The organism is Hymenobacter lutimineralis (genome assembly GCF_008271285.1).
Lineage (GTDB): Bacteria > Bacteroidota > Bacteroidia > Cytophagales > Hymenobacteraceae > Hymenobacter > Hymenobacter lutimineralis.
Map to the genome: position 1 here is coordinate 48,507 of NZ_VTHL01000014.1, position 18,933 is coordinate 67,439.

Genomic DNA, 18,933 nt, shown 5'->3' on the forward strand with positions numbered 1-18,933 from the left:
TAAAAGTCATGTGATAAGCCAATGCTGATCAAGGCACTGGCCTATGGGCTAGGCGTTATTTGCTCCTGCTCTTCAGCCTGGCCGGCAGCGGCCTTCACCTAACCTTCCTTTCGTCATGCTCACGCCCTCGGTTTTGTTTCCAGTCCTTTTGCTGGCCGCGCTGGCCCTGGCTAGCGCTTACCTGCGCGGCACCCATCAGCGGCCCGCCCGCTAAGCTTTGCCCAATGCGCTGGTCTGGCTTCTGCCCACGCCGCCTGCGGGTTCAGCTAGTGTCCGGGCCGGCAGCCCCCGGAAAACTGGCCGCCTTTGGTCCTTTTTCTCCTCTCATCCCGATTGTCATGGCACCCTCGCTCGTTGTGCTCACCGATTTTTTTGCCGTTTCCAACCGTGCCCTTTCCTACGCGGCCGGGTTGGCCGTGCCCTTGCACGCCCAACTGGTGCTGCTGCACGTGCGCCATGACGGTCTGCTGGCCCCGGAAACGTACTCTTCCCTGCATACCCGGCAGGGAGAGCGGCAAACTACCCAGGCATTGCAGCAGTTGGCGGCAGAGCAGCCCGTGCCAGCTGAAGTCGACATTTCTGGGGAGCTGCTACCCGAGGCGGTGGCTGCCGCCGTGCGCCAGCACCAGCCGTTGTTGCTTGTGCTGGGCCAGCCCGGGGCCTCTACCGTGCCGCCGGAGGAAATTACTGCCACTGCCCTGGAGCTGTTGCGTCATGTTCCCTACCCGTTGTTGGTGGTGCCAACGGTAGGGTGGGACGTATTTCCACCCCGGCGCTTCCTGCTGGCCCTCGACGGGCAACCATTTCGGTTGTTTCCCCAGCCAGATGTACTGCGGCAGCTGCTGGCCGCTACTGCGGGCACCCTGGCGGCCGTGCAGGTAGCCGGCGCTGAGGCAGCATCCGCCGACCCGGGCGCGGTACTAGAGACCATCCGGGTAAATAGCCTGGTTGATGAACTGCCGGTAGGCAAGGTATATACGGTGGCGCAAAGCAACGTAGCCGAGGGTATACTGCAGGAAGCCAGCCGGCAGGCAGCCGATGTAGTGGTAGTAGTGGCGCGGCGTCACAGCTTGCTGGGTAGTCTGTTTCACCACAGCGTCACGGCCCAGCTGCTGCGGGAGTGCCCGGTGCCGGTGCTGCTGCTCCCGGCAGAAGACTAACCGCCCGGTGCCGCGCAGCGCTGCCAAACGACCGCGCCCCGCTCTTGCCGGGAAAACCGGTAGGAGCGGGGCGCGGCGGCAGAAACTGAACGCGGTTTTAGAACTGTGGAGTGGGCACCGGGGTGGGCGACACGGGGTGGCCGGTCTGGCCGGCGGGCTGCTCGCTCATGGGCGTAAGGTTCACGGCTTCCACGGCGCGGATTTCGGGCACGGCTTTCTTTACCGATTCCTCTACGCCGGCTTTCAGCGTCATCGGCGACATGGGGCAGGTACCGCAGGCGCCCAGCAGCTCCAGGCGGAGCACCATATCCGGGGTAATGTCCAGCACGCGCACGTTGCCCCCGTCGGCGGCCAGATAGGGCCGGATGGTATCCAGGGCCTGTTCGATGCGGGGCAGGAGCGGATGGGCTTCTACGGCGGCAGATAGTGTCATGAATCGATGAATTAAGCGAAATATAGGCTGAGGCCGCAGCTTTCGGAAGATCAGCAGCGGGGCTACGGCCACAAAGGTAGGGCATTCGGTTGACGCAAACAGTAAACCGGCCGGAACGCGCAGAAGTTCAGGGAAAGGCGTGAAGGGCAGCACGTGAGCAACAGACCGTCCTGCTTCATCTGGCGTCCGCGAAGGCGAAGCAGGACGGTCTGTTGCTCACGTGCTGCTGGCTACGACTTCATTTCCACAACATTGGTTTTCGGGGCCATGGCGTTGCGGATGCTTACCTGGCGGGCCAGGTCTTCGGCCAGCTGCGCGAACACTACCGCAGAGGGCGTGTTTTCCTGCAGGATGGCCGGCGTGCCCAGGTCGCCATTTTCGCGGATGCTCTGTACCAGCGGAATCTGGCCCAGCAGCGGCACCTGGTGCTTTTCGGCCAGGGCCACGCCGCCGCCTTCCCCAAAGATATAATACTTGTTATCGGGCAGCTCGGCGGGCGTAAACCAGGCCATGTTTTCCACAATGCCCAGCACCGGCACGTTGATCTGGGGCAGGCGGAACATCTGCAGGCCCTTCTCGGCGTCGGCCAGGGCTACGGCCTGCGGGGTAGTCACGATGAGTGAGCCGGTTACGGGTACCGTCTGCACCATGGTCAGGTGAATGTCGGAAGTTCCGGGAGGCATGTCCAGCAGCAGGTAGTCCAGCTCGCCCCAGTCTACTTCCGTGATAAACTGCTTGAGGGCCGAGGAAGCCATGGGGCCGCGCCACACAATAGCCGACTCGGCCGGAGCCAGGAAGCCAATGCTCATCAGCTTCACGCCGTGGGCCACCACGGGCTGAATAAAGTTTTTGCCGTCGGGCCCCTGGAACACGTGGGGCCGCTCGTTCATCACCCCAAACATCAGCGGCATGCTGGGGCCGCTGATATCCGCATCGACGAGGCCTACTTTGGCGCCGGTTTTCGCCAGGGCAATGGCCAGGTTGGCCGTGACGGTGCTTTTGCCCACGCCGCCCTTGCCCGAGGCAATGGCAATGATGTTCTTCACGCCCGGCAGCAGGTCGCGGTTCTGGCGCATAGTGGTCACGCGCGAGGTCATCACAATCACCACCTCCGCCTCGGCGTCCACCATCGTGTGGATGGCCCGCTCGCAGGCGTCGTGGATGAGCTGTTTGAGGGGGCAGGCCGGGGTGGTAAGCACCACCGTGAAGGAAACGGTGCGGCCAGTAATCTGCACGTCCTCAATCATGTTGAGCGTGACGAGGTCTTTGCCCAGGTCGGGCTCCTCCACGTAGCTCAGGGCCTTGAGGACGGCTTCTTTGGTAATGGGTGCCATGGGATATAATCAGCGAAGAAAGTGCGGATGCAAAGCGCAAAGATAACCCGGAAACCGGGGCGGCGGTTGCACAACATGGTTTCCCTAGAACGTCATTCCGCACAGCCCGCGAGATTCCGCGGACTGCTCGGAACAACGAACGAACCTCTACAGCCCGAACTGCGCCAGCAGAGCCTCCTTGTACTGCTTGCCGACGGGCAGCTTTTCGGGCAGGTCGTACAGTTCTACCTCGTTGCCGCTGATGGCCCGGATGGCGTCGAGGCGCACGATGTAGGACTTCTGGATGCGGATGAAGCGGCTGGGCGGTAGCTGGTCTTCCACCCGGCTCATGCGCAGGTAAGTGATGATCATCTGATTTTTGAGCACGAGGCGGATGTAATCCTTCATGCCCTCGATGTAGTAGATTTCCTCGAACAGCACCCGGCGCAGGGAGTGGCCCTCCTTCACGAACAAAAACTGCGGCGCGGCAGCCACCGGGGCGGGCGGGCGGCTGCCCACCACGGCCAGGGCCTTGTTCACGGCCTTCATAAAGCGCGGAAACGACACGGGCTTCACCACGTAATCGAGGGCGTCGAGCTCGTAGCCTTCCAGGGCGTGGTGGGGCGAGGCCGTGACGAAGATGACGTAGGGCGGATTGTGCAACGAGCGAATGAACTCCAGCCCGTTGACCTGGGGCATGTTGATGTCGGAAAACAGCAGGTCGATGCGCTGCTGCCGGAGCACCTCCAGGGCCTCGAAGACATGCTCGCAGCTGGCTACCAAGTGCAGGCCGGGCATCTGGGCCACGTAGCCCTGCAGCAGCTCGCGGGCAAAAGGCTCGTCGTCGATAATCAGGCAGTTAATCATAAAGTCGGGGAGATGGGCAGGAGGGAAGCCCCGGCGGGAACCGCGGCGGCGGCCGAAGCCAGGCGCAGGGCCAGCACTACGTGGTAGGTGTGGGTGTCGGGGTCCTGGACGAGGTGGAGCTGGTAGTCCTGGGGCAGATAGTGCAGAGCCAGGCGCTTCTGCACGTTGGCAATGCCCACGCCGCCCACCTCGCGGCGCGGGGCCTGAGGGCTGTAGCTGTTGCGCACCTCCAAGTGCAGCCAGCCCTCGGCGGCCGTGAGCGAAATGGCCACCCAGGAGGCATCGAGGCTGCTATCGACGCCGTGCTTGAAGGCGTTTTCCACGAAGGGAAAGAACAGCAGCGGCGTGACGCGGTAGGCCGCCAGCTGCCCGGTTTGCTGGTAGTCGATGCGCACCTTCTGGCCGTAGCGCAGCCGCTCCAGCTGCAGGTACGCTTCCAGAAACTCCACCTCCCGCGCCAGCGGCACCAGCGCCGCCTCCGATTCAAACACCGTGTAGTGCAGCAGTTGGGTGAGGTGCTGCACCATATCGGGGGCGCGCTTGTCCTGCTTCACCACCATCATGTACAGGTTGTTGAGGGTGTTGAACAGGAAGTGCGGATTCACCTGGGCTTTCAGGAAATTCACTTCCAGGTGCAGGTTTTCGCGCTCCAGGCGCAGGCTGTGGTTGCTGCTGTGGAGCACAAACCGCAGGAAGCGCAGCAGAATAGGCGGCACCACCGTCACGGCAAAATCGTTGAGGCCCATGCTCACGCTGCGCCACGAAAACACCCCGGCCCAGAGGCTGCCGTCGAGGAAGCGGTGCGCGTAGCTGTAGAGGTCCGCGGAAATCAGACCGGCGCGGTCCAGCAGGGCGTAGCAGGCGTAGGAGCACAGCGCCCAGAAGTAGTAGATGGCCACCAGCCCCAGAGCCGTGAGCAGCCAGCGCCGCCGCAGCAAAATGCGCGGCAGCAGTACCTCCGCGAAGAAGTAGTAGCTGCCGATAGTAGCCACCGTATCCTTCAGCACAAAGGCCCAGGTTACCACTGGCGGCTGCCCGAAGCTGCGGAACACGTAGTATTCAAAGCCCACAAACAGCAGCCACCAAGCCGCGTGCCGCAGCAGCCGGCCACCCGGCGTGGCGAAAAACCGGCTGGCCCGGGCGCGGGTATCAGCGGGAAGCAGGCGCATCGGGCGGGAGCTGGAGGTGGAGTCGCAGGTGCACGCGGTGGGCATCTTCGGTGAGAGCCACGGTGTGCCGGCCGGGGTAGAGCAGGGCCAGGCGGCGCAGGGCGGCCTGCACGGCCGCATGGGGACGGTAAGTGAGGGGCAGGGCCGCGGCGCTGGTGCGGGTAAGGGTGAAGGTTACGGCCGCGGGCTGCACCGCTACGGTGCTGTGCAGGGTGACGGCGGTGCCGGGCGGGGCGGCGTCGAGGCCGGCGCAGAGGCGCTCCAGCAAGGGGTGCAGCAGCAGCGGCGCCAGCTGCTGCGGGCCGGGCAGGCCGGTGGTTTCGTGGGTGATGCGCACGGTAGCGGGGCGGCGCAGGCGCTCCAGGGCCAGGTAATCGGCCAGGAATTCCAGCTCCCGGCTGAGCAGCACCCGCTCGGTATCGGTTTCGTAGAGCGTGTAGCGCATCAGATCGGCCAGGTGCAACACCATATCGGGGGCGCGGGCGTCGCGGGTGCGGGTGAGCTGGTGCAGGCTGCCGAGGGTGTGGAACAGAAACTGCGGGTTGATCTGCGACTTGAGGTAGCCCAGCTCCAGGCGCAGGTGGTTGCGCTCCAGCTGCAGCCGGCGGCGGTCCACCACCAGCGCGTAGGCCAGAAAGCTGATCAGCACCGGAAACAGACAGATGGCCAGCAGCCCGAAAAACACGTTCAGCTGCTGCCCATGGCTGAGGAGCGCGGCCCGGAACCCTTCCACGTAAAACCCGTGCAGGGTGCGCCGCAACCCCGGCGAAATCGGCGCATACGCTTCGGCCAGTCGGGTGCCGGCATACATCCAGAACTGAAAGGCATAGAGCAGGGCTACCCCGCCCAGCAGGGCCCGGCCGTAGTGCCCGCGCAGCAGCCAGCGCGGAATAATCAGGTACACTAGGGCATTGAACAGCAGCACTGCGTAGCCCATCTGCAGCCCCACCAGCGGCCAGATGGGGCCGTCGAAATGGAAGTTGGGGCGGCGGTTCCAGGCCACGTAGAACCCGGCCAGCACCAGCCACAGCAGTGCCTGCAGCAGCAGGGTAGTGGTGCGGGCACCCAGGACCGGCCAGCGCCCGGCGGCCCCCAAATCAGATTCAGGCATAGCAAAACGGCAGACCAAGTCGGGCTTTGGTGGTGTGGGGGCCGCGCTTGGTCGAAGAAACTTCGGGAGCCTAAAGCTCCGGAATTTCTTTGTTCCAGAATCTACCGCTCGCCAACTAAATCTTCGCTCATGCGCTGCTCCTTCCGCCTCCCGCTCTGTTTCGTTCCTGCCGCCGCTACCACCCGTCGCCTACGCCTGGCCGCCGGCCTGACCCTGGCTGGCCTGCTCAGCCTGCCCGCCCAGGCCCAGACGGCTCCCGCCGCGCCCGATACCGCTTTCCAGCGTCTCTTGGTCAAAAACCAGTTTCCCCTTACCCCAACCGCCACCCAACTGAGCGGCTCCGGCTGGGAAAAGCTGCGCCAGGATATCGAGAAAAGTACGCTGGTGCTGGTGGGCGAAGGTCACGGCATGGCCCAGGTGCCGCTGTTTACCCAGGCCGTAGCCCAGGTGCTCAAGCCGAAGGTATACGTGGCCGAAATCGACAAGTACCAGGCCCGCGACCTGCACCGCCTGGCTGCCCAGCCCGGCCTGCCCACTGCCTTTACCCGGCAGCATCCCATGGAGTTGTCGTTCTACAGCTGGGTGGAGGAGTTTGAGCTGGCCCGGACGCTACGGGCGCAGAATGCCGCTTTCGTGGGGGTGGAGCAGGTGGGCGGGGCCACCCCCGGCCGCCTGTTCGGCCTTATGGCAGAGCAGGTGAGAAGCAAGAAGGCCAATGCCTACCTGCTGCGCATAGCCGCCAAGTTTCAGGCCCAGGACCGCGCCGATATGCTACTGGGCTCCTACGAGCACACCACCGTCAATACCATCCGCCCCGCCACCCTCGACAGCCTGCGCGCCTTCACCCGGACCGAAAGCCAGGAGGTGCGCCAGATGCTGCAGGATTTTGAAGCCAGTTCCGCCATTTTCAAAACCAACGCGGCGGGCCAGCCCGGCGCCCACCGGGCCCGCATCAACCTGATGAAGCGCAACCTGCTGCAGGAGCTGCAGCCCTACACCGCCACCGGGCAGCCGCTGCCGCCCATGCTGTTCAAGTTCGGCGCCTACCACGCCGGGCGCGGCCGCAGCATCTGGGGCGACATGTACGACGTGGGCAACCTGGCCATGAATCTGGCCGACGTACACGACCAAAAGAGCCTGCACATCTTTGTTATCGGCAAGCAGGGAATCCAGAACGGCGGCAGTAACCCCGACGATTTCAGCAAGAACGTGGCGCCGTATTCCTACGCCGAGGAAGACATGATCAAGCCCTTCGCCGCCGCTACCCCCGCCGCCGGGCCCTGGCAGGTGTTCGATGTGCGCCCCCTGCGCCGGGCCATCCTGCGCCAAGGCCTGAAAATAGCCAACCCGGAGCTCGAAGCCACCATCCTGGGCTACGACTACGTGGTTATCATTCCCGAAACCACGGCTAGCCACAACTTTTAGCCCCAGTAGCGCGAGCCGTGCGGTTTGCGCTACTGGCGTTGTGAGCAGATGCACGATGGCGAGACGCAATACTTAGTATCTCGACATCGTCCCGCGCATTGTCAGTTGCCAGGCAGTAGCTTTAGCGTTGACAACCGACAACTCCCTACTTATGCAGCTTGGTATCGACAGCTTCGCCGCGGCCCCTACGGGGGGTACCGCCTCCGACAACGCCACGGCCCTGGGCCAGCTCCTGGAGCGCATTGAGCGGGCCGACCAGGTAGGCCTGGATTTCTTCGGTATCGGGGAGCACCACCGCCGCGAGTTCCTCGACTCGGCCCCGGCCGTGATTCTGGGTGCGGCGGCTTCGCTCACCCAGCGCATCCGGCTGGGTAGCGCCGTGGCCGTGCTCAGCGCCGCCGACCCCGTGCGGGTGTTCCAGCAGTTTGCCACCCTCGATTTGCTCAGCCACGGCCGGGCCGAACTGGTAGTGGGCCGCGGCTCCTTCACCGAAGCCTTCCCGCTCTTCGGCCTGAACCTGCACGACTACGACGCCTTGTTCGAAGAAAAGCTGGCGTTGCTGCTCCAGATCCGCGACCAGGAGCAAGTGAGTTGGAGCGGGCGGTTCCGGCCGGCCCTCACGGGGCAGGCCGTGTACCCGCGGCCCATGCAGGCGCAGCTGCCCATCTGGCGCGGGGTGGGCGGCACGCCCGAGTCGTTTGTGCGGGCCGGGGCCATGGGGCTGCCGCTGATGGTGGCCATTATTGGGGGCGAAACCCACCGCTTCCGCCCCCTCGTGGACCTCTACCGGGAGGCCGGTAAGCAGGCCGGCTTCGCGCCCGAGCAGCTGCAAGTGGGCCTGCACTCCCTGGGCTACGTGGCCGAAACCACCGAGCAGGCCGTGGCCGACTACTACCCCGGCTACGCCCGCACCTTCACCCGCATTGGTCGGGAGCGGGGCTGGCCGCCCGTCACGCCCGGCCACTTCGAAGCCCAGCGCGGCCCGCGCGGAGCCCTGCTGGTGGGCAACCCGGAGGAAGTAGCCGCCAAGATCCGGCGCCACGCCGAAGCCCTGGGCGGCGTAAGCCGCGTCACCTTTCAGATGGACAACGCCGACCTGGCCCCTGAAAAGCTCCTGCGCGCCATTGAGCTGCTGGGTGAGCGGGTGAAGCCGCTGCTGGGGTAGAAGCGGGGGTAGGCGTGTTTCAATTACTGTCATCCTGAGTTGCCTGTCATCCTGAGCGGAGCGAAGGACCTTATCACGTTGCAACGATTCATGCAGGCGTGATAAGGTCCTTCGCTCCGCTCAGGATGACAGTCCTTATATAGCACCAGCACCACAATCCATTTCCGCCCGACAAGCGGTAGCCATAATTCCTACGGCCTCTCCCGGTAAACTACTATTGTCATCGGCGGCTTTGGGCCTGCTTTACCTATGCTTTGGATAGAGGAACGATAGAGACACGATAGACGCAAGATAAAGACACCGTATAGCTAAAGTACAACTACCTGCTACCTGGAATAAGGGAAATAGCGGTGGAGTTGCCGGCCTGCCCGCGGGTTCCTTGTATCTTCGGCGTCCCGTTCTGCTGCTACCCTGTTGCCCCGCACTGCCTTGGCTCGTATCCCGAAAGAAACCGTTGATCAGATTATCCACCACGCCGACATTGTGGAAGTGGTGGGCGACTTTGTGAGCCTCAAGCGCAAGGGGCAGAACATGTGGGCCTGCTGCCCGTTTCACCACGAAAAGTCGCCGAGCTTCTCGGTGGCCCCGGCCAAGGGGTTGTACAAGTGCTTCGGGTGCGGCAAGGCCGGCGGGGTGGTACAGTTCATCATGGATATTGAGGGCACCAGCTACGTGGAGGCCCTGAAGTACCTGGCCAAGAAATACGGCATCGATGTAGAGGAGGAAGAAAAGACCCCCGAGCAGCAGCTGGCCCAAAACGATAAGGACTCCCAGTATATCGTCTCGAACTGGGCCAAGGACCACTACCACCGCCTCCTGCTCAACACCGACGAAGGCCAGGGCATCGGGCTGAGCTACCTGCGCCAGCGCGGCCTCAACCAGACCACCATCAAAACCTTTGAGCTGGGCTACTCGCTCGACCAGTGGGACGACCTGCTGAAATCGGCCACGGCGGCGGGCTTCGAGCAGAAATACCTGGAGAAGACCGGCCTCATCATCCGCCGCGACGACGACCAGGGCCAGGACACGGGCCGCCGCTACGACCGGTTTCGGGGCCGGGTGATGTTCCCGATTCACAACGTGTCGGGGCGCGTCATTGGTTTCGGGGCGCGCACGCTCAAGCCCAACGACAAGTCGGCCAAGTACCTGAACTCCCCGGAATCGGACATCTACCACAAGTCCGACGTGCTGTACGGTCTCTACCAGGGGCGGCAGGCCATTCGCACCGAGGAGCTCTGCTACCTGGTAGAAGGCTACCTCGACGTGCTGAGCCTGCACCAGGGCGACATCAAAAACGTGGTAGCCTCCTCGGGGACCTCCCTCACCGACGGCCAGATTCGCCTGCTCAAGCGCTATACCGACAACGTGACGGTGCTCTACGACGGCGACGCGGCCGGTATCCGGGCTTCGCTGCGGGGCATCGACATGCTGCTGGAAGGCGGCCTGAACGTGCGCGTGGTGCTGTTCCCCGATGGCGACGACCCCGACTCCTACATCCGCAAAGTAGGTGACCAGCGCTTCCGGGAACACCTGGAAGTCGCCAGCCAGGACTTTATTCAGTTCAAAACTGAGCTGGTAAGCCGCGAGGCCGCCCACGACCCGGTGAAGAAGGCCGAGGCCATCCGGGACGTGCTGCAGAGCATTGCCAAAGTGCCCGACCCCATTAAGCGGCAGGTGTTCCTGCAGCAGACATCCCAGTCGTTCGGCATCGACGAGCAGGTGCTCATCACCGAGTACAACAAGCTGGTGCGCAATGCCAGCCAGAAAGCTCCTACGGCGGGGGGGAGTTCGAGCGGGGCTGCGAGCAGCAGCGGGAGCAATACTGCGCAGCCAAGAGCCAGCAACCAATCAGCCTCCAGTCCTCGCCAGCTGAGCCCCGAGGAAGAGGCCGAAGCCCTTATGTACGGGGCCTCGCCGGACGACCTGATGGGCGGGGGCGGCGACCTGGCGACGCTAACCCGGGAAGACCTGGAGCCCGTACCCGATGTGCTGCAGCAGTGCGAACGGGAACTGGTGCGCCTGCTGGTGCTTTACGCCGCCCAGCCTTTGTCGCCGGACGTAGCGGTGGCCCAATACCTGCTGGCCCAGCTGGAGGAAACACCCTTGCGCACGCCCATCTACGCCGACGTGCTGCACGTGTGCCAGCAGGAGATGGAGCAGGGCCGCTGGCCCGAAGTGCGCACCCTCATCCAGCACAGCCGCTCCGATATCCGCGCCCTCATCGGCGACCTGGCCACGGAGCGCTACGAGCTCAGCCCAAACTGGACCACCCACCAGATTTACGTGCCCCGGGAGCTGGATCTGATTCAGGAAGCCTGCGACAACGCCATCCTGCGCCTGAAGAAGGAAATTGTGCAGCGCGAGCTGAACAGCTTGCAAAAGGAGCTGCGCGACGCCCGCGACCCGGCCGCCGTCGATAAAATTCTGGAAGCCCTCATGCTCTACAAGCGCCTCGACAACGAGCTGGCCGCTCACCTCGGTACCGTTATTCCGCGCAACGTGGGGTAAAGGTGAAGGAGTAATTTCAAGGAACAGCAGCCAACTTAGTGCGTCATGCTGAGCTTGTCGAAGCATCTCTACCGCTTCGTCTGAATACCATTGCAACGAAGCGGTAGAGATGCTTCGGCTCCGCTCAGCATGACACGGTTTCTTTAAAGTCTCTATTTCACCACCTCACCATTTCACCTTCATGTGGAAGCGCTTTAACCTGAGCCGATTTGTACTGGCAGTGACGCTGTCGATGTTCAGCCTGGCCAGCGGCGTGGTGGGTTTTATGCTGATTGAGGACTACGGGTTTCTCGATGCGGTGTACATGACGATGACCACCATTTCGACGGTGGGCTTTGGGGAAATACACCCTTTTTCGCCGGCAGGGCGGGCGTTTGTATCGGTTTACATTTTCTTCAACCTGCTGGTCATTGCCTACCTCGTATCGGTGCTGACAACCTATATCTTCGACGGCGAACTGCGCAACCTATTCAAGATGTTTAAAACCGACCAGGAAATCCGAAGCTACGCCGGCCACATCATCGTGTGCGGCTTTGGGCGCAACGGCAGCAAAGCTTACCACGATTTGCGGGCCAATGGGGCCCGGGTGGTCATTGTGGAGCAGGACGAGTCGTTGCTAAAAGCCGCCGCGGAAACCAGCCAGGAAGGCATTCCGGCCGTGTTTGGCGACGCCACCGCCGACGAAACCCTGCGCGCGGCGGGCATCAGCCGGGCCCGCGCCCTCATCACGGCCCTGCCCAAGGATGCCGACAACGTATTCGTGGCCCTCACGGCCCGGGAGTTGAACCCCAACATCAAAATCATTGCCCGCGCCTCCCTCAAAACCAGCGAGGCCAAGCTCCTGCGCGCCGGCGCCGACTCGGTGGTGATGCCCGACGAAATCGGGGGCTCGCACATGGCCAACCTGGTGGTGCGCCCCGAGGTTATCCGCTTCCTGGATATGATTTCGGGCCTCGGTCCCGACAAGCTGCGCCTGGAAGAAATGCGCTTCGACGAAATCCGGAGCGAGTTTCAGGGCCGCAGCATCCGGGAGCTGGACATTCGTTCCCGCAGCGGGGCCACCGTCATCGGCCTCAAGCAAAGCACCGGCGAGCTGCTGGTGAGCCCTAACGCCGACATCCGCCCTGCCCTGGGTGACGTGCTGCTCTTGCTAGGCACCGAGGAGCAAATTCACACGCTGATCGGGCAGTTCCGGGCGTAGGGCCTTAGGATATCCAGGTTCCTATAGCTTGCTTGATGTGCCAGCGCCCGCCTAATTTTTCAACGAACAAAACCTCCCCGTAACCGCACTTGCTACCACAATGCCAACCATAAGCTAATAAGGCTTGGTTTTGGGTTTTACTGAATACGATTTTGGAAATCGTAAGCACTCCAACTCCTTTCTCTGGGCGATAAGGACGGTGCTCTTCGTACGAGAGGATTCTGGCAGTACATAGCTGAAAATTATCTGGCTGTATACTATTCTGTACACTATTGAGGCTATCTAACGCAGCTTGTTCCTGCTGTGGCGCAATGGCTTTTATCCAATTGCCGATTCTACTGCCCGGTGCATAAGCAGAGAAACGGTTGGGTAAATCGGCTATCTGATAGATACTCTGGGATGACGTGTTCAGATAATAGGTTTTAAACCGAGCAGAGTCCTGGAAAAGCCGGTTATGAAAAATAGCCTCCTGGTTATGTAGCCAGACTGAATCATGATGAGAAGGCTCATTGGGCCAGTTTCCGGCGTAGACTTCCTGAAAATGCCGCCAAACAAATTTTCTATCTTCATCAGGGAGATACCCACGTCCGAGTTGTTTTTCTATTATTTCAATCAGCACATCATTGTACAGCTGCTTGATCGGGTCGGTGTGCGTGGTAGGGCACTGGCGGAACTTCGGTTCACAACCGGCAAAACTCAGCAGCGCGAATAGCAGGAGGGTAGTAACAGGCCGCATACCGTTTGATGGGATACAAGGGTGTGACGGACTGGTAACGGGCAGCCTGTTGATTCTGGTGTGGCAACTAGCAAAAGTCGACCGTTGCCGCATATCTGCTAGCTTTGCCAGCCCCTTACCTTTGCCCCGTGCGTATCCTGCAGCTCTGTCCGCGCGTCCCGTTTCCGCCCCACGATGGGGGCGCCATTGCCATGTACGACGTGGCCGCGGGCCTTTCTCAGGCCGGTCACGAGGTTACGGTGCTGGCCGCTAACACGCCCAAGCACCGTCAGCCGGCTACTGCTCTCAGCCACTTGCCCGCGGTGCGCCTCGTCACCGTGGACGTAGATACGCGCCTTTCGCCCTGGAAAGCCCTGCGCAACTTGGCAGTGGGCAAAGTGCCCTACAACGTGGAGCGGTTCATCAGCCCGGCCCTCACGGAGAAGCTGCGCGAGCTGCTCACCACGGAATCCTTCGACGTAGTGCAGATTGAGGGCACCTTCGTGGCCTGGTACGTGGACGTGGTGCGCCAGGCTGCCCCGCAGGTACCGGTGGTGCTCCGGGCCCACAACCTGGAATACAATATCTGGGAAATGCTGGCCGGGCGGGAGCGAAACCCACTGAAAAAGTGGTACCTGCACCACCTGGCCCGCGGCCTGCGTACCTTCGAGCACCGCTACCTTCCGCGCTTCACGGCTGTAGCAGCCATCACCGAGCCCGACCAGCAGCGTCTGCGGGCCGTAGGCTGCCCGGAGCCGGTGGCGTTCGTACCCGCCGGCGTCGACCTAACCCGCTTTCAGCCCGAGCCCGCCGTGCTGCCCCAGCCGCGCACGTTGTGCATGATTGGCTCCCTGAACTGGCTGCCCAACCTCGAAGGCCTCGATTGGTTTCTAACCCACGTGTGGCCCCGCCTGACGGAGCGCCTGCCCGAGCTGGAGCTGCACGTAGCGGGCACCGGCATGCCTGAGCGCCTGCGTCAGCTGCGCCTGCCCGGCGTGACCATGCACGGCTTCGTGGAGTCGGCGGCCGACTTTATGCGGGCCTATGAGCTGATGCTGGTGCCGCTGCTTTCGGGTGGGGGCATGCGGGTGAAGATTATTGAGGGTATGGCCCTAGGAAAAGGCATCCTGAGCACGGCCCTGGGGGCCGAGGGCATCCACTGCCGCCCCGGCCACGACATCCTGCTGGCCGACGACCCCGAGGAATGGGTGCGCCTGCTGGAAGACTACTACCACGGCCGCCTCGACGTGGCCGGCATTGGCGCCCGGGCGGCCCAGGCCGCGGCCGAACTGTACGATAACCGCCGGGTGGTAGCGCGGTTTGAGCAGCTGTACCAGCAAGTAGCCGCCCAGCGGCCGGTTTCATGCTAGACGCGGTGCTTATCGGTGCCTTCTGGCTGGCCCTGCTGCTGGTGGCCCATACCTACGTGCTGTTTCCGCTGCTGCTGAGCTGGCGGGCCCGGGGCCGGCACCACAACGTGCAGGTGTACACGCCCCACGACGAGGAACTGCCCCAGGTGGACATCCTACTGGCTGCCCACAACGAGGAGCAGGTTATCGAAGAGAAAATCCGCTCCACTTTCGCCACCACCTACCCGCTCGATAAGCTCACCCTGCACATCGGCTCCGATAACTCCACCGACCGTACCCACGCGCTGGTGGAAAGACTGCAGGCCCAATATTCCGGCGTGCATCTGCGCGTATTCGGGCAGCGCACCGGCAAGCCGGGCATTATCGAAGCGCTGGCCCTGGAAACCAGCGCGCCGGTGCTGGTGCTCACCGATGCCAACGTGTTCTTCGTGCCCGATACCATTTACCAGCTAGTAAAGCACTTTCGGGCACCGCAGGTAGGTTTGGTAGGCGGCAATATCCTGAACCCCGAGCACCGGCAGGAAGGCATATCGGGCCAGGAAAAAGCGTACCTGGAGCGTGAAAACCTCATCAAATACCAGGAAGGCGTGGTGTGGGGTGCTATGATTGGCGCCTTCGGGGGCTGCTTTGCAGTGCGCAGCAGGTGCTTTCATGCCGCCCCGGCCTCGTTTCTGGTGGATGACTTCTACACCTCCATGGCCGTGCTGCGCGACGGATACCAGGCCCTGAACGAGCTGGCCGCGGTGTGCTACGAAGATGTGTCGGACCGACTACCGGAGGAGTTCCGGCGTAAGGCCCGCATTTCCACCGGCAACTTCCAGAACCTGCGCGAGTTCTGGCAGCTGCTCTGGCCGCCGTGGCGGGGGCTGAGCTATGCTTTCTGGTCGCACAAGGTGCTGCGCTGGCTCACGCCGCTGCTGTTGTTGCTGATGCTGCTTGCCAGCGCGGCGCTGGTGCTGCGCGGGGCGGGCTGGTTTTACCAGTTGCTACTGCTGGGCCAGGTAGGGCTGCCGCTCCTGCTCCTGCTCGACGCAGGCCTGCGCCGCGGCAACCGTCATGCCCGCCTGCTGCGCTTTATCACGCACTTCTACAGCATGAATGCGGCCTTGCTGGTGGGCCTTTGGCGCTACCTGCGCGGGGCCGGCCCCGCTACCTGGCAGCCTACCCAACGCTTCCAGAAGGCGGGGGGGAAGTGAGTTATAAGGCGTAATCGGACGATGTAGAGACGCATACTTGCGTCTTGCCGTTGAACAACCCGAAACGCGCCAGATAAGAAGTTTCCTGAATTGGATTGTCAGCGGAGCTAACAATAAGACGCAAGTATGCGTCTCTACATCGTTCATCTATCATTCAACGGCGGAGAATCCAGCTGTTACGGCAGTGCAGGAATACGCCACAAAAAAGCGGGGCGCAGATGGGTTTCCCATCTGCGCCCCGCTTTTTGTTAGGCTTGGTCAGCCAGCTTTACATTTTAGCCAGTTTGTCCAGGGCAATCTGCTTGGCGACGGACTCTACCAGGGCCAAGTCTTTTTGCTTGTCGGCTTCAATCTTTACGAGGAAGCGCCCACCCAGCGTAAGCGTGAGCTCAGCCCGGCCATCTTTCTTGTGGAAGTTTTCCATGCCCGAAGCCCCCTCAATGCCCAGTGAGGTGGATTTAACCAGTTCTTCGTCGTTTTCGCTTTCCATGCCCAGCGCAAACATGGCCGCCGCGCCCTGGTACAGGTCGTGGGCGCCGTTGTAGTCCATCAGCTCGGTTTTGATGGTCACGCTGTCCTTGGTGAACTCGCGGCTGGCCGTTGAGAAAGCAATGCTGCCCATCTTCGTCGACTGGCCTTCAGGGTTGCCGGCGGTAAAGCCGCTGATGCTGGTGGGCAGGTAGGTTTGCAGCTCTTTGTAGGGCAGGGAAAGGGTGTCGCCGCGCTTTTCGCGCTCCTCGCGTTGGGCCTTGGCTGCATCCAGGGTGTTTTCGATGTTTTCGCCGGCGTCCTTGAGCTTGGCCAGGTTGTCGTAGGTTTCCTTGGTTTTCTGGGCCTGTTCGCAGGCCGAAGTCAGCAGGGCCCCGCCGAGCACGAGGTAGGTAAGTTTTTTCATAGGGGAAAGAAAGAGAAATCAGTACGGCTCAAAAGTAGCTGGTATTTCCAAACTATAGCGGGGCATGAATATACAGTTCAGCTCCGGCAGCCTGCTGCTTGGAAATCGTAGGGGCCGACCGGGCAAGGAGGGTGCTTTCCGGTTTCCTGCTTATGTTGTCGGCCGCAGCAGGGGCACATAGGCCGCTGCTTTATCCTAGTTCGAGCTTCATGAAAAACCTGCGAATAGCCATTCTGGGCTGTGGCAATATGGGCCTGGCCTTCGCCAAGTCGTTTCTCCACTACAACCTGGTGGAGCGCCAGGATTTACTGCTGCTGGGCCGGCACGCCGACCACTGCCAGCGCCTGCGCGAAGCCCACCCCGGCCTGCCCACCGGGGAGCTGGATGCTCAGGTAGGTACCTACGACATGGTGCTGGTAGCCGTGAAGCCCCAGGATTTTGGCCGGGTGGCCGAGGCGCTACAGGCCGTGCTGCAACCCCAGCAGGTGGTGCTGTCCATCATGGCCGGTATTCCCATTGCCCGCCTGCAGCGCCAGCTCCGGCACCAGGCCGTGATGCGCGCCATGCCCAACACGCCGGCGCTGCTGGGCATGGGCATTACTGGTTTTTCGGCTGCCCCGGAAATCGACCGGCTCCGCCTGCACCAGGTGGAGAACCTGCTGAACGCCACCGGCCGCTCCCTGTTTCTGGAAGATGAGAGCATGCTCGACGCTGTAACGGCCGTGAGCGGCAGCGGCCCGGCCTACTTCTTCTACATCGTGCAGGCCATGATTGACGCGGGCCGCCAGCTGGGCTTTTCCGATTCGGTGGCCTCGCTGCTGGTCAAGCAAACCATGCTGGGCGCCTACCACCTGCTCAACAACTCCGAAAAAAGCCTGCCCGAACTTATTGCCAACGTAGCGTCGAAGGGTGGGACCACCGAGGCTGCCCTCCGGGCCTTCCAGGCGGGAAACCTCACCGAAACCCTGGCCGCCGGCATTCAGGCTGCCCAGGTGCGCGCCACCGAGCTGGCCCGGGAGTAAGCCGCGAAGGAACGAATTATAGAGGGCACCCATGTCACCCGTGCGCCATTTCGTAACTTCGCGGCGCCGATGCGGTTTGTAGCGGCAGCAGGCGTTTAGCGGGGCGCCGCGCGGTTCTACACCATCCGTAGAATCCGTTTAAAAAATCCGTAAAATCCGAGTTCCATGCTGGATTCTATTGAAGATGCCATTGCCGATATCCGGGCCGGCAAAGTAGTCGTGGTCGTTGACGACGAGGACCGCGAAAACGAAGGCGACTTTATTTGCGCAGCCCGCTGCGCCACGCCCGAGGTTATCAACTTCATGGCCACCCACGGCCGCGGCCTCGTATGCGCTCCGCTCATCGAGCAGCGTTGCGAAGAGCTGGGCCTGGAACTGATGGTAGGCCGCAACACGGCCCTGCACGCCACGCCCTTCACCGTGAGCATCGACCTGCTGAAAAACGGCGTAACCACCGGCATTTCGGCCTCCGACCGCAGCAAAACCATTCTGGCCCTCATCGACCCCGAAACCAAGCCCGAGGAGCTGGGCAAGCCCGGCCACATTTTTCCGCTGAAAGCCCGCAAAGAAGGCGTGCTGCGCCGCGCCGGCCACACCGAAGCCGCCATCGACCTGGCCCGGCTGGCGGGCTTCGAGCCGGCCGGCGTGCTAGTCGAGATTCTGAAAGAAGACGGCGAAATGGCCCGCCTGCCCGAGCTGCGCGAAGTAGCCAAGCGATGGGACCTGAAGCTGATTTCGGTGCAGGACCTGATCAAATACCGCCTCGAAAAGGAAAGCCTCATTCAGCGCGAGCTGTCCGTGAAGCTGCCCACCGAGCACGGCGACTTCGACTTGGTAGCCTACACCCAGCAGTCGACCAACGCCCAGCACCTGGCCCTGGTGAAGGGTGACATCTCAGGCCCCGAGCCGGTGCTGGTGCGCGTGCACAGCTCCTGCGTGACGGGCGACATCTTCGGCTCCTGCCGCTGCGACTGTGGCCCCCAGCTGCACCAAGCCATGGAGCAGATTGAGCGCGAAGGCCGCGGCGTGCTGGTGTACATGAACCAGGAAGGCCGGGGCATTGGCCTGCTCAACAAGCTGCGCGCCTACCAGCTACAGGAACAGGGCCGCGACACTGTGGAAGCCAACCTGGACCTGGGCTTCCAGATGGATGAGCGCGACTACGGAGTAGGTGCCCAGATCCTGCGCGACCTGGGCGTGAGCAAGATGCGCCTGCTTACTAACAACCCCCGCAAGCGCACTGGCCTCATCGGCTACGGCCTCGAAATTGTGGAAACGGTGCCCATTGAAATTGAAGCCAACGAACACAACGAGCGGTACCTGACCACCAAGCGCGACAAGCTGGGTCACACCATCCTCAGCAAGCTGCGTCCGGCCTAGTGC

General features: G+C 62.4%; 16 protein-coding genes. 9 read left to right on the forward strand and 7 right to left on the reverse strand.

Features of this window, described 5'->3' with window-relative positions:
- Positions 1-338: 338 nt before the first annotated feature.
- Positions 339-1,160, forward strand: a complete 822-nt coding sequence (locus FY528_RS13530; RefSeq protein WP_187632117.1) for a universal stress protein — start codon at positions 339-341, stop codon at positions 1,158-1,160.
- A 97-nt stretch (positions 1,161-1,257) separates the two neighbouring features.
- On the opposite strand, the gene FY528_RS13535 is transcribed toward FY528_RS13530, so the two are convergent.
- The 5 genes from FY528_RS13535 to FY528_RS13555 form a co-directional block, all read right to left on the reverse strand.
- Positions 1,258-1,593: a NifU family protein gene (locus FY528_RS13535; RefSeq protein ID WP_149071559.1), complete on the reverse strand. Its 336-nt coding sequence runs from the start codon at positions 1,591-1,593 to the stop codon at positions 1,258-1,260.
- A gap of 230 nt (positions 1,594-1,823) precedes the next feature.
- Positions 1,824-2,927 carry an Mrp/NBP35 family ATP-binding protein gene (locus tag FY528_RS13540; RefSeq protein ID WP_149071560.1) on the reverse strand — a complete coding sequence of 368 codons (1,104 nt, stop codon included), beginning with the start codon at positions 2,925-2,927 and terminating at the stop codon, positions 1,824-1,826.
- A gap of 147 nt (positions 2,928-3,074) precedes the next feature.
- Complete coding sequence (locus FY528_RS13545) at positions 3,075-3,773, reverse strand: LytR/AlgR family response regulator transcription factor (protein ID WP_149071561.1); 699 nt, start codon at positions 3,771-3,773, stop codon at positions 3,075-3,077.
- A complete protein-coding gene (locus FY528_RS13550; protein WP_187632118.1) occupies positions 3,770-4,942 on the reverse strand; it encodes a sensor histidine kinase in 1,173 nt (390 codons plus the stop codon). Before FY528_RS13550 ends, FY528_RS13545 begins: the two co-directional genes overlap by 4 nt.
- Entirely contained in the window at positions 4,923-6,053 is a 1,131-nt protein-coding gene (locus FY528_RS13555; protein ID WP_149071563.1) for a histidine kinase, read from the reverse strand. The genes FY528_RS13550 and FY528_RS13555 overlap by 20 nt, the downstream gene beginning before the upstream one ends.
- Positions 6,054-6,182: 129 nt before the next feature.
- Here FY528_RS13555 and FY528_RS13560 point away from each other — a divergent pair, with 129 nt between their 5' ends.
- The 4 genes from FY528_RS13560 to FY528_RS13575 all read left to right on the forward strand — a co-directional run bounded on the left by FY528_RS13560 (position 6,183) and on the right by FY528_RS13575 (position 12,352).
- Positions 6,183-7,478: a hypothetical protein gene (locus FY528_RS13560; RefSeq protein ID WP_149071564.1), complete on the forward strand. Its 1,296-nt coding sequence runs from the start codon at positions 6,183-6,185 to the stop codon at positions 7,476-7,478.
- A gap of 151 nt (positions 7,479-7,629) precedes the next feature.
- Positions 7,630-8,643, forward strand: coding sequence for an LLM class flavin-dependent oxidoreductase (locus tag FY528_RS13565; RefSeq protein ID WP_149071565.1), 1,014 nt, complete (start codon positions 7,630-7,632; stop codon positions 8,641-8,643).
- A gap of 429 nt (positions 8,644-9,072) precedes the next feature.
- Entirely contained in the window at positions 9,073-11,151 is a 2,079-nt protein-coding gene (gene dnaG, locus FY528_RS13570) for a DNA primase (RefSeq protein ID WP_149071631.1), read from the forward strand.
- Positions 11,152-11,332: 181 nt separating this feature from the next.
- Positions 11,333-12,352 carry a potassium channel family protein gene (locus FY528_RS13575; RefSeq protein ID WP_149071566.1) on the forward strand — a complete coding sequence of 340 codons (1,020 nt, stop codon included), beginning with the start codon at positions 11,333-11,335 and terminating at the stop codon, positions 12,350-12,352.
- Positions 12,353-12,356: 4 nt separating this feature from the next.
- On the opposite strand, the gene FY528_RS13580 is transcribed toward FY528_RS13575, so the two are convergent.
- Positions 12,357-13,088 (reverse strand): hypothetical protein, encoded by a 732-nt coding sequence (locus FY528_RS13580; protein WP_149071567.1) that lies wholly within the window; start codon positions 13,086-13,088, stop codon positions 12,357-12,359.
- Between the two features lie 128 nt (positions 13,089-13,216).
- On the opposite strand from FY528_RS13580, the gene FY528_RS13585 reads away from it, so the two are divergent.
- Together FY528_RS13585 and FY528_RS13590 are read left to right on the forward strand one after the other, a co-directional pair.
- Positions 13,217-14,437: a glycosyltransferase family 4 protein gene (locus tag FY528_RS13585; protein WP_149071568.1), complete on the forward strand. Its 1,221-nt coding sequence runs from the start codon at positions 13,217-13,219 to the stop codon at positions 14,435-14,437.
- Positions 14,431-15,633 carry a glycosyltransferase gene (locus tag FY528_RS13590; protein ID WP_149071569.1) on the forward strand — a complete coding sequence of 401 codons (1,203 nt, stop codon included), beginning with the start codon at positions 14,431-14,433 and terminating at the stop codon, positions 15,631-15,633. The genes FY528_RS13585 and FY528_RS13590 overlap by 7 nt, the downstream gene beginning before the upstream one ends.
- A gap of 268 nt (positions 15,634-15,901) precedes the next feature.
- Here FY528_RS13590 and FY528_RS13595 read toward each other — a convergent pair whose 3' ends face one another.
- A complete protein-coding gene (locus FY528_RS13595; RefSeq protein ID WP_149071570.1) occupies positions 15,902-16,528 on the reverse strand; it encodes a hypothetical protein in 627 nt (208 codons plus the stop codon).
- A 218-nt stretch (positions 16,529-16,746) separates the two neighbouring features.
- On the opposite strand from FY528_RS13595, the gene proC reads away from it, so the two are divergent.
- Together proC and FY528_RS13605 are read left to right on the forward strand one after the other, a co-directional pair.
- Positions 16,747-17,550: a pyrroline-5-carboxylate reductase gene (proC, locus tag FY528_RS13600; RefSeq protein ID WP_149071632.1), complete on the forward strand. Its 804-nt coding sequence runs from the start codon at positions 16,747-16,749 to the stop codon at positions 17,548-17,550.
- A 165-nt stretch (positions 17,551-17,715) separates the two neighbouring features.
- A complete protein-coding gene (locus FY528_RS13605) occupies positions 17,716-18,930 on the forward strand; it encodes a bifunctional 3,4-dihydroxy-2-butanone-4-phosphate synthase/GTP cyclohydrolase II (protein ID WP_149071571.1) in 1,215 nt (404 codons plus the stop codon).
- Positions 18,931-18,933: the final 3 nt, after the last annotated feature.

Excerpts from the sequence above, each read along its gene's own strand:
- FY528_RS13565 (WP_149071565.1), top strand. The coding sequence starts at position 7,630 with ATGCAGCTTGGTATCGACAGCTTCGCCGCGGCCCCTACGGGGGGTACC.
- FY528_RS13535 (WP_149071559.1), bottom strand. The coding sequence starts at position 1,593 with ATGACACTATCTGCCGCCGTAGAAGCCCATCCGCTCCTGCCCCGCATC.
- FY528_RS13530 (WP_187632117.1), top strand. The coding sequence starts at position 339 with ATGGCACCCTCGCTCGTTGTGCTCACCGATTTTTTTGCCGTTTCCAAC.
- FY528_RS13540 (WP_149071560.1), bottom strand. The coding sequence starts at position 2,927 with ATGGCACCCATTACCAAAGAAGCCGTCCTCAAGGCCCTGAGCTACGTG.
- FY528_RS13595 (WP_149071570.1), bottom strand. The coding sequence starts at position 16,528 with ATGAAAAAACTTACCTACCTCGTGCTCGGCGGGGCCCTGCTGACTTCG.
- FY528_RS13555 (WP_149071563.1), bottom strand. The coding sequence starts at position 6,053 with ATGCCTGAATCTGATTTGGGGGCCGCCGGGCGCTGGCCGGTCCTGGGT.
- FY528_RS13545 (WP_149071561.1), bottom strand. The coding sequence starts at position 3,773 with ATGATTAACTGCCTGATTATCGACGACGAGCCTTTTGCCCGCGAGCTG.
- FY528_RS13605 (WP_149071571.1), top strand. The coding sequence starts at position 17,716 with ATGCTGGATTCTATTGAAGATGCCATTGCCGATATCCGGGCCGGCAAA.
- FY528_RS13560 (WP_149071564.1), top strand. The coding sequence starts at position 6,183 with ATGCGCTGCTCCTTCCGCCTCCCGCTCTGTTTCGTTCCTGCCGCCGCT.
- FY528_RS13590 (WP_149071569.1), top strand. The coding sequence starts at position 14,431 with ATGCTAGACGCGGTGCTTATCGGTGCCTTCTGGCTGGCCCTGCTGCTG.
- FY528_RS13580 (WP_149071567.1), bottom strand. The coding sequence starts at position 13,088 with ATGCGGCCTGTTACTACCCTCCTGCTATTCGCGCTGCTGAGTTTTGCC.
- FY528_RS13575 (WP_149071566.1), top strand. The coding sequence starts at position 11,333 with ATGTGGAAGCGCTTTAACCTGAGCCGATTTGTACTGGCAGTGACGCTG.
- FY528_RS13550 (WP_187632118.1), bottom strand. The coding sequence starts at position 4,942 with ATGCGCCTGCTTCCCGCTGATACCCGCGCCCGGGCCAGCCGGTTTTTC.